Below are 14,184 nucleotides of genomic sequence, written 5' to 3'. Positions count from 1 at the left end.
AATTGAGGTTAAAACATTCGAAAATCTGGACGAATATAGTGTTGGACTAATGGTAGATGTAAATTATAGAGAAAGGCGGTTGGCTATTATGGGTCCTTTATCGCATATGCATGCGCTGGATATTATGTGGGTTTCTTTTTATTGTATAGGTTTTATGATTGTTTCGGTCGGTTTAATTTATTTAGGGCGACATAAAATTGCCAATGGCTTTCTACGTATCATTGTAAATTTAACTGCATACATATTGTTTGGTCTTGGTACATTTTTAATGGTGCTTATCGTTGCCACATGGCCTTAAATTGAAGGGGAGTAAGTAATATGAAAAAATTAAGCGCTTTACTTTTGTTGGCTATCGTAGCAGTTTTAATGGTTGGATGTGTATCCTCAGAACAAGAAAAAATTGCTCAACAAGTGCCAGACGTTGATAATCTTACAGCTGTGCAACGAGCAGTAAATGAATATCGCGAGGCAACGGGTGGACTTGTACCGATTAAAACGAGCGACATAGATACGGATATTTTTATTAAATACTTGATTGACTTTGAAAAGTTAATACCAGAATACATCACACAAATTCCAGGAAATGCGTATGAAAAAGGTGGTATTTTCCAGTATGTTATTTGGGATCCTGAAAATACTGCTGAAGTAAAGCTAGTGGATTTAAATGCAGCTGAACGTATGCGCGAGATTGATATTCGTAAAATGGGTATGAAGTATTTACCAACGACAGAAGCGATTTCGAATAATGTTTTCAAAATTAACTATGAAAAACTAGGCTATAAATCAGATGTAACTGTGAAAAGTCCATATTCGGGTACACAATTACCACTAGTTATGACGGGTGATGGCGAACTACACGTAGATTACTCGATTGATTTAAACCAATTGTTAAAAGAAGACAAGCCAGATGTAACGCCAGGCGAGGATATTCGACATTTACTCGTTGATAAGTACCCAGTTGTGCCGGCATACTCTATACCTTATACTGTTGATGAAAACGGCGAACCGACATATATGATGGATGTTTATATGGCAGAGGTAGAAAAGAAAAGAGAAAAAGCTAAAAAAGCAGCGAAGGAAGCTGCAGAAGAAGCAGCCAAAAATGCTGAAAATGAATCAAAATAATAAGTTGCTCCTCACATTTGTGGGGAGTTTTTTCATATCTTCAACTTCAATCGCATATAGTGAAAAAGCGTAGATAAAGGAGGCAGAAACCTTGAGTGAAGCGGTATTTAGAGAGATTGCAGAGCGCACAAATGGCGATGTTTATATTGGTGTAGTCGGTCCAGTTCGGGTAGGGAAGTCAACATTCGTAAAAAAAGTAATGGAGTCAGTAGTATTACCGAATATTGTGGATGAAACGGAAAGAATGCGCGCACAGGACGAGCTGCCACAAAGCTCACCTGGTCCAGTTATAATGACAGCTGAGCCTAAGTTTGTGCCTGCGCAAGCAACTCGAATTGCTGTTGGCGATGACGAGATGACATTCCAAATACGTCTAGCAGATTGCGTTGGCTATATCATTGAAGGTACGAAAGGCTATGAGGATGAGAATGGTCCGAAATATGTCCATACACCGTGGCACACTGAGCCGATTCCTTTCCAAGAAGCGGCTAAAATTGGTACGGATAAAGTCATTCGCGATCATGCCAATATCGGAATTGTGGTAACTACAGATGGTACGGTAAACGGGATTCAGCGACGAGCGGCAGAAAGAGCTGAAGAAGAAATTGTTGGGCAATTAAAGGAAATTGGTAAACCATTTGTTATCGTTTTAAATTGTCAAATGCCAGCAAGAGAAGAAACTGTACAACTACGTAATGAATTATTTGAGCGTTACAATGTACCAGTTATTCCAGTTGCAATCGATCAGATGCGCGTAGCAGATATTCAGTATATTTTACAAGAAGCATTATTTGAATTTCCGATTCGAACAATTGAAGTTGAGAAGCCAGATTGGCTAGATGTATTAGATGCATCTCATCCGTTAAATGTAGCGTTAGTTGATTCAATGGAAGATGTGTTATCTTCTGTTATGAAAATTCGCGATGTTCAACAAGCGTCAGATGCATTTAAGGAAATTGATTTCATTGCTTCTAGTGAGGTCGTGAATGTGGATGCTGGGATTGGTACAGCTGTTATTCGAGTAGCCTTACAAGGTGATCTATATAAGGCAGTATGTAATGAATGGCTAGATGAGCCGATTGAAACGAAGCGAGACTGGCTTTTATTCATTAAAGAGGCCGCAGAAGCCAAAGAAGCCCAATTCCGCTTTAGAGAAGCGATTAATGATGCAAGAGAAGGTGGATATGGTGTTACACTGCCAATGATACAGGAATTTGAACCTACAGCACCAGAGCTCATTAAACAAAATAATTTCTTTGGCGTACGCATGAAGGCAAGTGCACCGTCCTATCATATTATTCGTATCGATATGGAATCTGAATTTGCACCACTCATTGGGTCCGAATTCCATAGTCAGCAATTATTAAAAGATTTAAATCACGCGTATTTACATGACCGCGAGGCCTTATGGGCAACGCAACTTTTTGGTACGCCATTACATGAGGTACTAAAGGAAGGCATTCGTTATAAAATGAATGCAGTTCCAGAAACTGCTAAAAAACGTATGCGTCAAACAATAGGTCGAATGGTAAATGAAGGTGAAAGAGGGTTAGTAACCTTTATTTTATAAAATAATGAACTGATTAAAATATGGAAAAATAATGCAGGACTTCACATTTTTATGTGAAAAGTCCTGTTATTTTTGTTTTTTGAGTAAAAAATAGTCTTTTTGGATATAATCATGGATGAATACAGTTGCGTAGCGGTTTTCTATGTGTTACTCTTTTTACAGATTGATTCATGACCCTTTGAGAGGAGGTGAATGGTGTGAATAAAACAGAATTAGTAAACTCTGTTGCTGAAGCTGCAGGTCTTTCTAAAAAAGACGCTTCTAAAGCAGTTGAAGCTGTATTTGATACAATTCAAGATGCTCTTGCAAAGGGTGACAAAGTACAATTAATCGGTTTTGGTAACTTCGAAGTACGTGAACGTGCGGCTCGTAAAGGTCGTAACCCACAAACTGGTATGGAAATCGAAATTGCTGCTAGCAAGGTACCTGCTTTTAAGCCAGGCAAAGCGCTTAAGGATGCTGTAAAATAATACGCGTCTAGTAGTTACATAGAGCAGTCTTCATGTAAACGAACATGAAGACTGCTCTTTTTGATGTAACGCCGGTTATCTGCGTGAAAATGAACGTCAGATGTTTTTGTACCGAAGGCGCATTTAATACATAGAAAATGCACTAAAAATTACTTGAGATATGTTGAATTTTGTTTTGATGAGGTAAGCTGTTTTGCGCTCGCCTATATGATATGCTACGATGCAAAGAGAAATTGTGTAATGTTTTGAACCGCAGGAGGGTTTTTTAGGATGTCGAATGTTGATTTGAAGAAAATAGAGGAAGCAGTAAAAATGATATTAGAAGCAGTTGGTGAGGATGTAGAACGTGAAGGCCTACTAGATACACCAAAGCGAGTGGCAAAAATGTACGCAGAAATGTTTAGCGGCTTACATGAAGATGCGAAGGATTATTTTAAGACGGTATTCCATGAAGATCATGAGGAATTAGTGCTAGTAAAAGATATTCCATTTTATTCAATGTGTGAGCATCATCTAGTACCGTTTTACGGGAAAGCGCATGTGGCATACATACCAGAAAATGGGGTTGTTGCAGGACTTAGTAAATTAGGACGCGCTGTAGAAACAATTGCACGCCGACCACAATTACAAGAGCGTATTACTTCATCCGTGGCTGATACAATCATGGAAATGCTTTCACCTAAAGGGGTTTATGTCGTGATTGAAGCGGAGCATATGTGTATGACGATGCGTGGACTAAAAAAACCTGGTGCTAAAACTGTTACATCTGTTGCGCGTGGTGTATACGCAGAAGATGAAATAAAACGACGTGAAGTATTGTCTTTTATTCAAATGTCTTAAATTGCAGGTCGTATTATGGTATGATAAACAAAGAATTTGTCGGATTTAAGGAGCGTAAAAACTATGGCACAAGATTATATTGTTATCCAAGCTGAGGAAGATGGCGTGCATGTGATTGGCTTAACACGAGGAACAGATACAAAATTTCATCATTCTGAAAAATTAGATGCTGGTGAAGTAATGATTGCGCAATTTACAGAACACACATCTGCAATGAAGATTCGTGGTAAGGCACAAATCCATACAGGGCATGGTATTATCCATAGCGAAGCAAAAAAGTAAAACTAGAAAAAAGAAAACTTTTTAATTACAAATCGTTGCTTATGCTATAATGACACAGTAAGCGAGCGTTAGGTCACGCGAATGATAGACGTATTTGAAAGTGAAGTGGAGAAAGGTCTATGGATTCAACATACATTCAAAATTCAATAGCACAGCTAAAAGCAGATATTTTCATAGATGTTCGTCATAGAACTTTGCAAAAGTACACAGGAAATCCTGTGCTCGATGAAAATCAATTGTTTTTCTTGTTAGTTCCTTTCTTTAATGGAGAAGAGTGGCGACAAGAGCAAACAGAAGCTGCAATTACAGTAGGTATTGTGTACGCAGCACTTGCGGCACATGATCATATAAAAGAATTAGATGCCACTTCAAAAGACCAACAGTTAACAGTGTTAGCAGGTGACTTTTATAGTGGCCGTTATTATGAGATTTTAGCAGCGTCAGGAAATGTCGGATTGATTCGAAGTTTGTCGCAAGGAATAGCGGCACGATGTGAACATCAAATAAAAGTGTACGAACACGAGGTACGTACAGTTGAACAATGGTTTGCAGCAGTAGAAAATATTGAAGCAGGCTTAATTGGTCAGTTTTTTGACCTTTATGGATTTGGGCACTATATAGCTTTGGCAAAAAAATGTCTATTACTCATCCGATTGGAACGAGAATGGACAGTACATCGGAACGGACAAGAATCGTTGCTTAATATATATATTAAAAAAAGTGCTATACATGAAGGCACAACGTATGACGTTGTCATGCAAAATAAAATTGTGCAATTAAAAACAGAGCTAATGCAAGACATTAAACAATCTTCATTTTTACAGCAAGATGTAAAGCAGGCTTTGGAGGCACGTGTAGAAGCAAATTTAGTTTCTACAAACTGATAAGAGAGGTTTGACAAAATGGCTAAATCGAAAGAAGAGCACGTACACGAAGTATTTGAACATATTTCGGAAAGCTACGACAAGATGAATGGCGTGATCAGCTTCCAGATGCATGTCAGCTGGCGCAATGATACGATGAAGCGTATGGACGTGAAACCTGGCTCAAAGGCTTTGGACGTTTGTTGTGGTACTGCGGATTGGACAATTGCATTAGCAGAGGCAGTTGGCGAAACAGGGGAAGTTAAAGGCCTCGATTTCAGTAAAAATATGTTGAAAGTTGGCGAGGAAAAGGTAAAGCCTTATCCGCAAATCGAACTTTTACATGGCAATGCAATGGAATTACCGTTTCCTGATGATACATTTGATTATGTCACAATTGGTTTTGGGCTTCGTAATGTACCAGATTATTTACAAGTGTTAAAAGAAATGCAACGTGTTGTGAAACCGGGTGGAATGGTCGTTTGTTTAGAAACATCACAATCTGAAATTCCAGGCTATCGTCAATTATTCCGATTTTACTTTAAATATATTATGCCGTTATTCGGAAGAATCTTTGCGAAAAGCTATAAAGAATATTCTTGGTTACAAGAATCGGCAAATGATTTCCCAGGCATGAAGAAATTAGCGACAATGTTTGGACAAGCAGGTTTAGAAAAAGTAACGTATAAAGCGTACAGTGGCGGTGCAGCAGCAATGCATATGGGCTTTAAAAAAGTACGTTAATGGGGGAAGGTTTTCACGCGTGGAAAAGATGAAGTTAAAACTACTCTATTCTGATTTGAGATCAGATTTAGATGTCATCGAAAAAGAATTAGAAACAGCGGTGGACTCGTCTTCACATTTGATTAATGATGCTTCTCTCCATTTATTACAAGCAGGTGGCAAACGGATTCGGCCAATTTTTGTGTTACTTGGCGCGAAATTTGGCGACTACCAAATCGATAAAATAAAGGATGTCGCAGTTCCGGTAGAGCTTATTCATATGGCATCCCTTGTACATGATGATGTAATCGACGATTCGGATATGCGTAGGGGCCGTCCGACGGTAAAGTCACAGTGGAATAACCGAGTAGCTATGTACACGGGCGATTTTATTTTTGCACGTGCACTTGAATATATTACAAAGCTTGAAGACCCACTCGTTCATCAAATTTTAGCGCGAACAATGGTAGAAATTTGTAACGGTGAAGTCATTCAAATTGAAGATAAATATAGACTTAATCAAAGTTTGAAAGATTATTTCAGACGTATTAAACGAAAAACTGCATTATTGATTTCTTCTAGCTGTGAACTTGGTGCAGTCGCTGCAGGTGTAGATAAAAAGACAGTCAATCATTTAAAGCGCTTCGGCTATTTTGTCGGCATGAGTTTCCAAATTATAGATGATATTTTAGATATTGTAGCAACCGATAAAGAGCTTGGAAAGCCTGCGGGTAGCGATTTATTGCAAGGGAATATCACTTTGCCGATTTTGCTATTAAAGGATGATCCGCAGATGCAACCATATTTAACAAAGGTGCTTGCAGGCAAATTAACAGAGCCTGAACGTCAAGAGATGTTGAAATATGTGCGTAAATCAGATGCGATCAAGCAAGCAAATATTATGAGTGACAAGTACTTGAAAAAAGCATTAAAAGAGATTGATGCGTTACCAAAACATCCCGTAAAGAAAAAGCTAAGAGATATCGCTTTAGTGATGGGAAAACGTAAATTTTAGCTTTTTGTTGTACAATTGCTCATAGTTTGTTAATATTTATCGGTAGGTGAAAAACCTGTCAGACGAATTTAAGGAGTGTTTTATAACATGGCAATCGAACAAACATTTTTAATGGTTAAACCAGACGGCGTAGAACGTCAAGTAATCGGTGATATCGTAGACCGCTTTGAGCGTCGCGGTTTTGTAATGAAAGGCGCAAAATTAATGGTAATTCCTCAAGAATTAGCAGAAAAACACTATGCTGAGCATGCTGAACGTCCATTCTTCGGTGAATTAGTAGAATTCATCACTTCTGGTCCAGTATTCGCTATGGTATGGGAAGGCGAAAACGTAATTAAACTTGCTCGTACTATGATGGGCGCAACTAAACCAGAAGAATCTAACCCAGGAACAATCCGTGGTGACTACGCTACAACTGTATCTCACAACATCATCCACGGTTCTGACTCTTTAGCTTCTGCTGAACGCGAAATCGGTTTATTCTTTGGCGAAGATTTAGTTTAATCTGAATCTGCTTTAAAGTATAGATGAATATAAACAACTATCGTTTTTTTATAGCGATAGTTGTTTTTTTATTTCAAATTACATAGTGTTATAAGGTGACCTTTCTATTTTTAGAATTGTTTGAAAAATTTGTTTATAGTACAATTAATTTCGTAACTAACTAATTTCTTAAAGGTGGGATTTCATGGATTTAACAGTACCGTTAATGTTACATGCACATCGAACGCCGAACAAGGTTTGTTTAGTTTATCAGGAAAAAGAATACACATATCAATCGTTAAATGAGGAAGTCAATCGCTATGCCAATGGATTAATGGCACAAGGAGTTAAAAAGGGCGACAAAATTGCTGTTTTTATGAAAAACTCGGATGATTTTATTATTGCTGCATATGCAATTTGGAAAGTCGGCGGTGTTCTTGTGCCGATTAATTTCCGCTTAACAGCAAATGAACTGAGTTATATTTTAAATCAGTCAGATAGCGTATTTATGCTAGCAGATGCAGAGCTAGAAGATGTTTGTAAAGAAGTGATTGTTCAGTTGCCCATATCAATATCAGTGGCTATTACGCCGACAGCTAGAACTGAAGGTTTTTTATCATTCCGTGCGCTGCGAACAGATAATATTGCTGAAACTGGTGTTGATCTTTCGCCATTGGATGATGCGGAAATTTTATATACTTCAGGGACAACTGGGAAACCAAAAGGAGCCTTATTTGATCATCATACCGTTTTAAATGTAAATGTGGCCTATAATCATATTGCGAGATTAAATGAAGAGGATTGCTATCTTTTAGTTGCGCCAATATTCCATTCAGCTGCATTGAATTTAGTGTTTTTAACAACGATGTTTAGTGGGGGCACGCTAGTTGTGCATCGTGATTTCCATCCAGTCGAGGTGTTGAAGGCGATTGAAACGCATAAAGTGACGACTTTCTTTGGAGTTGCAGCTATGTATAATGCGTTTTTACAAGTGCCACCGAAGACATTTAACTTATCCTCCATACGCTTTTGTGCATATGGTGCTGCGCCGATGTCACCAGCACTAATAGAAAAGTCAATGGCGTATTTCGGAACTGACCAGTTTTACAATTACTGTGGTCTTACAGAGGGTGGACCTGGTGGGATTTACCTTTCGCCAGAACAGCATAAAACTAACCTTGGTGCTGGTGGGAAATCTATGCCATTTACGAATGCACGTGTTGTTAATGAGCAAATGGAAGATGTAGCACCTGGAGTAGTGGGTGAATTCGTTCTTCGTGGAGTTACTATCATGAAGGAATATTATAAAAAACCTGAGGAAACGCGTAAAACTTTTGTAGACGGTTGGTTATTAACAGGTGATTTAGCAACAATTGATGTTGAAGGGTTTATTACAATCGTTGATCGGAAAAAGGACATGATAATTTCAGGTGGTGAAAATGTTTACTCAGTTGAAGTAGAACAGGTGCTGGATGGGTATTCAAAAATACAAGAAGTAACTGTGATTGGCTTGCCAGATGAGCATTGGGGAGAAAGTGTTGCAGCTGTCATAGTATTAAAGCCTGACGAAATAATTGATGAGCAAGAGTTGAAGGTTTATTGCAGAGAAAAATTGGCAGGCTATAAAATTCCACGTCAATTTTTTTATATGGATCAATTGCCAAGAAATGCATCAGGTAAAATACTGAAATATAATTTGCGTGAAAGCTTTGGCACGAAAATGATTAATAGGTGAATAGTTTACGAGGATAGCGCATATTGTGCTCAGTGTGCAAAAAAGCTACGTTAAACGAGTCAATAAGGGGGATTTTTTTATGAGAGAAGCAGTAATTGTGGCAGCAGCTCGTACAGCGGTTGGGCGTAGCAAAGGCGCATTAAAGGATGTACGTGCGGATGATTTAGCGGCGGATGTGTTGCAGGCGGCCGTTAGTCGTGCGGGTATCGATAAGGGGCAGGTGGAGGATGTTATTTTCGGCTGTGTCACGCAAACGGGGGAACAGGGGGCAAATATTGCTCGCACAGCATTATTGATGGCTGGATTCCCAGAGACAGTGCCAGGCGTAACGATTGATCGCCAATGCGGTTCTAGTCAACAGGCGGTACATTTCGCGGCACAGGCCATTTTAGCTGGAGATATGGAAATTGTCATTGCGGGTGGTGTTGAGAGTATGACAAGGGCACCGATGTTTTCGAATATGAAGGATGCACATCAGGGAAAACGCTTACAAGAAAATCATAATATTATCCATCAAGGGCTATCTGCTGAAAAAATGGCGGAGAAATGGCAACTTTCAAAAGGTCAACTGAATGAATATGCACTCACAAGTCATAGACGAGCACTTGCTGCAATTGAAGCTGGGCATTTTGAACAAGAGATTGTTCCAGTGATGGTCCCGCAAGAAGATGGTAAATTAATTGCTTTTTCGGTTGATGAAGGACCACGAGCAGAAACGACAATCGACATTTTAAATAGTTTGAAAACTGTCTTTCAAGAGGACGGGTTGATTACTGCAGGAAATGCGAGTCAAATGAGTGATGCTGCATCAGCTGTTGTTGTGATGTCACTAGATAAAGCAAAGGAACTTGGCATTAAGCCACTTGCGAAAATTGTGACAAGAGTTGTCGTAGGCTCAGACCCGACACTTATGCTGACAGGACCTATTGAAGCAACGAAGCGAGCACTTGAACATGCTGGTTTGACAATCGATGATATCGATACGTATGAGGTAAACGAGGCCTTTGCACCGGTACCACTGGCTTGGCTGCATGAAATTGGGGCAGACCCAGCAAAGCTTAATCCAGATGGAGGAGCGATTGCACTTGGACATCCACTTGGTGCAACAGGTACGAAGCTGTTAACAACGATGCTGTATCGTATGGAACGTGAGAATTTACGTTATGGTTTACTTGCAATTTGTGAAGGTATGGGGATGGCGAATGCCACAATTATCGAAAAACTGTAAAAGGGGTTGTGTTGGATGAAATGTCATGAAGTAATAGCGGTTGTAACAGGTGGTGCGTCAGGTTTAGGTGAGGCGACTGTACGAAAAATTGTAGGGGATGGTGGAAAGGCTGTTATTTTCGATGTCAATGATGAACGAGCAACTGCGCTTGTACGGGAACTGGGCGAAAATGTGCAATATGCTCGTGTAGATGTAACGAATGAGGTAGATGTTGCAGCAGGACTAGAACAGGCTCTAGCAGCGTTTGGATTGGTGAATGTAGCTGTGAACTGTGCGGGGATTGCCATCGGAAAAAAAGTGCTATCAAAGCGTGGGGTACATGCACTTGATTCTTTTGAGAAGGTGATAGCTGTCAATTTGATTGGCACATTTAATGTTATTCGTCTTGCTGCTGAAAAGATGCAACATAATGAGCCTGATGCAGATGGTCAACGAGGTGTCATCATTAATACAGCGTCGGTAGCAGCTTTTGATGGGCAAATTGGACAAGCGGCTTATAGTGCTTCAAAAGGTGGTGTGGCGGCAATGACTTTACCAATTGCTCGTGAGCTGGCGGATATTGGTGTACGTGTCATGACGATTGCACCGGGCTTAATAGATACTCCAATGTTTGCGACGCTACCAGAGCCTGCGAGAGAAGCACTTGGAGCTATGACACCGTTTCCGAAGCGCCTCGGTAAGCCAGCTGAATATGCAATGCTTGTTGAAAGTATAATTCAAAATGGGCTGTTAAATGGTGAAGTGATTCGTTTAGACGGAGCCATTCGAATGCAGCCAAAGTAAGGGGGAGTGCTGATGCGGTATTGTTTTGAAACAGAGGAACATGAAGTGTTCCGGAAAACAGTGCAGAAATTTTTACAAAAGCACGCGGCGCCGTATATTGATACGTGGGAGAAGGAGAAGCGTGTTCCATTAGCATTTTGGCATACCCTTGGAGAAATGGGTTATCTTTGTCCACAAGTAGCAGAAAAATACGGAGGACTTGGACTGGATTTTAGATATAATATCGTCATTGCTGAAGAGCTAGAGCGCGTTGCATCTAGTTTAATCGGTATTGGTCTTCATAACGATGTAGTTGTGCCCTATATTGAAGCCTTTGGTACAGATGCACAAAAAAAGCGCTGGCTTCCAAAGTGTGTAACTGGGGAAATCATCACTGCGATTGCAATGACCGAGCCTAGCACTGGTTCGGATTTAGCTGCTATTCAAACCGTTGCTAAAAAAGAGGGTGAATATTACATTGTTAATGGTCAAAAAACCTTTATTACCAATGGGATTCATAGTAATGCAGTGATTGTTGTTGTGAAAACAGATGCAAATGCGGGACATAAAGGAATTAGTTTATTAGTTGTTGAAGAGGGGACAGAAGGTTTTACGCGAGGGCGTCAGTTAGAGAAAGTTGGACTCCATGCACAGGACACAGCGGAGCTTTACTTTGAGGATTGTCGTGTGCCTGTCGGTAATTTACTTGGTGAAGAGGGACAAGGCTTTTATTATTTAATGAACAAGTTACAGCAGGAACGTTTAGTGGCAGCACTTGGCGCGCAAATGTCTGCTGAGGATATGTTTGATACAACGCTTGAATATGTGAAAACCCGAACAGCATTTGGTAAACCAATTGGTACATTCCAAAATACGCAGTTTAAAATGGCGGAAATGGCTACACAAATTGAACTGGGCAAAAGCTTTTTAGAAAGTCTATTAGAGGCACATATGGCTGGGAAGGATATCGTAACGAAAGTTTCGATGGCGAAATATTGGATTACAGAAAATGCGCGTCAAATGGCAGCGCAATGTATGCAGCTTCATGGTGGCTACGGTTATATGGAAGAGTATAAGATTGCTAGAAGATATCGAGATATACCAGTAGCTTCGATTTATGCGGGAACAAATGAAATTATGAAAACGATTATTGCTAAGAATATTGGTCTGTAGCAGCAGTCAGTCTCGGTCGTTCTATATTTAGAATATGAAGGGGAGAGATTACATGCATATGATGGACACACCTTTATTATTAACAAGCTTTTTGAACAGAGCAGAGCGTTTTTTTCATGCAAAGAAAATAGTTTCTCGTACAAGCACTACGACAATTCAGGAATTTACGTACAAAGAGTATGTCAGTCGTACACGTAAACTAGCGGATGCATTAACGAAGCTTGGAATGACGAGAGGTATGAAAGTTGGTTCGTTTGCTTGGAATCACCATCGACATTTAGAGGCATATTTTGCCGTGCCTTGTGCGGGGGCAGTACTTCACATGGTCAATATTCGATTAGCGCCAGAGCATATTCTCTATGTTATTAATCATGCAGAGGATGAAATATTACTGATTGATGATAATTTAGTACCGCTCATTGCACCAATAGCTGCCCAGTTAAAAACAGTGAAGCATTTTATCGTCATGGGGGATGCAGTGACGCTAGAAAATTGTCCATTGCCGAATGCTCATTCATATGAGGAATTACTAGCAGCTGCAAGTGAAGATTTTGTTTTCCCAGAAGATTTAGATGAAAATACTCCGGCTGGTATGTGTTATACAAGTGCGACAACAGGTATGCCAAAAGGGGTTGTATATACGCATCGTAGTATTGTGCTTCATAGTATTTCGTTGGGATTGTCAGATAATACTGGCCTTTGTGAGAACGACGTAGCACTTCCAGTCGTACCAATGTTCCATGCAAATGCTTGGGGGTTACCGTTTGCAAGTGTATTATTTGGAACAACACAAGTGCTGCCTGGGCCGATGTTTACGCCACAAATACTGCTCGATTTGATAGAGCAATACAATGTGACATTAACAGCAGGAGTACCAACGATTTGGCTAGGCGTTTTACAGGAGCAACGCCAAAATCCACGCGATTTATCGTCGCTTCGACTCATTCTTAGTGGCGGCTCAGCATCTCCAGTCGGTTTAGTTCGTGGCTTTGAAGAGGAGCAGGGAATTCCGTTTTATACGGGCTATGGCATGACAGAAACATCGCCACTTGTTAGCCTATCGAGCTATCTTTCACATATGCACAATTATACGCAAGATGAAAAGATGCAGATTCGGTCGTTGCAAGGAATAACGACATCACTTATCGAGACGCGAATTGTCAATGAACAAGGTGAAGTACCGTGGGACGGTATAACGATGGGCGAGCTCACGATACGAGGACCATGGATTGCAGCAGAATACTACAACGATGAGCGCACTGATGAAGCTTTTAAGGATGGATGGCTCTATACGGGAGATATTGCTGTTATGACGCCAGATGGTTATATTAAAATTACGGATCGTACGAAGGATTTAATTAAGAGTGGCGGTGAATGGATTTCTTCAGTCGACCTTGAGAACGCACTTATGACACACGATAAAGTATTTGAAGCAGCTGTTATTGCGGTGCCACATGATAAATGGATTGAGCGTCCATTAGCATGCGTTGTACCAAAGCCTGAGTTTAAAGATACGATTACCAAAGAAGAGTTACTAGAGAGCCTACGTGGTCAATTCCATAAAACATGGATTCCTGATGATGTTCTATTTATAGACGAAGTACCGAAATCTTCCGTTGGGAAATTTTTAAAGTCGAAACTACGAGAGGACTTAAAAGATTATCAATTAAAGGTATAATCACAAAGGAGCTGACCAAGGTATGGTAAGCTCCTTTGACTATATTAAATAACATTTGCGTTGATAAACTTATTTCCATTATTCCTATTAAAGTGGGAGGTTGTTTTCCGCTACGGGATGCTCGCTTTCTGCGGGCAAGCATCGAGCTGATTGATAATTACTCCCGTGTGGTCACCTATATATTTTGAAAAAGAGACGAAACTATCCTTTTGTTTTATCGTATAATCTTATTAAAGG

The 14,184-nt window shown here is 40.0% G+C and carries 15 protein-coding genes; all 15 read left to right on the top strand.

Features of this window, described 5'->3' with window-relative positions:
* The first annotated feature begins 88 nt into the window (after positions 1-88).
* The 15 genes from ACIQZG_RS07495 to ACIQZG_RS07425 all read left to right on the top strand — a co-directional run bounded on the left by ACIQZG_RS07495 (position 89) and on the right by ACIQZG_RS07425 (position 13,947).
* Entirely contained in the window at positions 89-298 is a 210-nt protein-coding gene (locus tag ACIQZG_RS07495; protein WP_402754549.1) for a DUF2768 domain-containing protein, read from the top strand.
* A 20-nt stretch (positions 299-318) separates the two neighbouring features.
* On the top strand, positions 319-1,125 hold the full coding sequence (locus tag ACIQZG_RS07490; RefSeq protein ID WP_402754548.1) for a hypothetical protein: 807 nt from the start codon (positions 319-321) through the stop codon (positions 1,123-1,125).
* Between the two features lie 91 nt (positions 1,126-1,216).
* Positions 1,217-2,695, top strand: a complete 1,479-nt coding sequence (gene spoIVA, locus ACIQZG_RS07485; protein ID WP_402754547.1) for a stage IV sporulation protein A — start codon at positions 1,217-1,219, stop codon at positions 2,693-2,695.
* A 197-nt stretch (positions 2,696-2,892) separates the two neighbouring features.
* Complete coding sequence (locus ACIQZG_RS07480) at positions 2,893-3,165, top strand: HU family DNA-binding protein (RefSeq protein ID WP_053584035.1); 273 nt, start codon at positions 2,893-2,895, stop codon at positions 3,163-3,165.
* A gap of 270 nt (positions 3,166-3,435) precedes the next feature.
* A complete protein-coding gene (folE, locus tag ACIQZG_RS07475; RefSeq protein WP_402754546.1) occupies positions 3,436-4,005 on the top strand; it encodes a GTP cyclohydrolase I FolE in 570 nt (189 codons plus the stop codon).
* Between the two features lie 63 nt (positions 4,006-4,068).
* Complete coding sequence (gene mtrB, locus ACIQZG_RS07470) at positions 4,069-4,287, top strand: trp RNA-binding attenuation protein MtrB (protein WP_402754545.1); 219 nt, start codon at positions 4,069-4,071, stop codon at positions 4,285-4,287.
* A 119-nt stretch (positions 4,288-4,406) separates the two neighbouring features.
* Positions 4,407-5,171: a heptaprenyl diphosphate synthase component 1 gene (locus tag ACIQZG_RS07465; protein WP_402754544.1), complete on the top strand. Its 765-nt coding sequence runs from the start codon at positions 4,407-4,409 to the stop codon at positions 5,169-5,171.
* 18 nt (positions 5,172-5,189) lie between these two features.
* Complete coding sequence (locus ACIQZG_RS07460; protein WP_402754543.1) at positions 5,190-5,894, top strand: demethylmenaquinone methyltransferase; 705 nt, start codon at positions 5,190-5,192, stop codon at positions 5,892-5,894.
* Positions 5,895-5,913: 19 nt separating this feature from the next.
* Positions 5,914-6,888 (top strand): heptaprenyl diphosphate synthase component II, encoded by a 975-nt coding sequence (gene hepT, locus ACIQZG_RS07455; protein WP_402754542.1) that lies wholly within the window; start codon positions 5,914-5,916, stop codon positions 6,886-6,888.
* An 87-nt stretch (positions 6,889-6,975) separates the two neighbouring features.
* Entirely contained in the window at positions 6,976-7,392 is a 417-nt protein-coding gene (ndk, locus tag ACIQZG_RS07450) for a nucleoside-diphosphate kinase (protein ID WP_402754541.1), read from the top strand.
* Between the two features lie 184 nt (positions 7,393-7,576).
* On the top strand, positions 7,577-9,106 hold the full coding sequence (locus ACIQZG_RS07445; protein WP_402754540.1) for a class I adenylate-forming enzyme family protein: 1,530 nt from the start codon (positions 7,577-7,579) through the stop codon (positions 9,104-9,106).
* 79 nt (positions 9,107-9,185) lie between these two features.
* A complete protein-coding gene (locus ACIQZG_RS07440) occupies positions 9,186-10,334 on the top strand; it encodes a thiolase family protein (RefSeq protein ID WP_402754539.1) in 1,149 nt (382 codons plus the stop codon).
* A 15-nt stretch (positions 10,335-10,349) separates the two neighbouring features.
* Positions 10,350-11,117 (top strand): 3-hydroxyacyl-CoA dehydrogenase, encoded by a 768-nt coding sequence (locus ACIQZG_RS07435; RefSeq protein ID WP_402754538.1) that lies wholly within the window; start codon positions 10,350-10,352, stop codon positions 11,115-11,117.
* A gap of 9 nt (positions 11,118-11,126) precedes the next feature.
* A complete protein-coding gene (locus ACIQZG_RS07430) occupies positions 11,127-12,269 on the top strand; it encodes an acyl-CoA dehydrogenase family protein (protein ID WP_402754660.1) in 1,143 nt (380 codons plus the stop codon).
* A gap of 52 nt (positions 12,270-12,321) precedes the next feature.
* A complete protein-coding gene (locus ACIQZG_RS07425) occupies positions 12,322-13,947 on the top strand; it encodes a long-chain fatty acid--CoA ligase (RefSeq protein WP_402754537.1) in 1,626 nt (541 codons plus the stop codon).
* The last annotated feature ends 237 nt before the right edge of the window (positions 13,948-14,184 follow it).

This window comes from Lysinibacillus sp. NPDC096418 (genome assembly GCF_044762775.1).
Classification (GTDB): domain Bacteria; phylum Bacillota; class Bacilli; order Bacillales_A; family Planococcaceae; genus Lysinibacillus.
The sequence above is the reverse complement of the archived record's forward strand: the minus strand, read 5'-3'. Positions and strand labels throughout refer to the sequence as shown.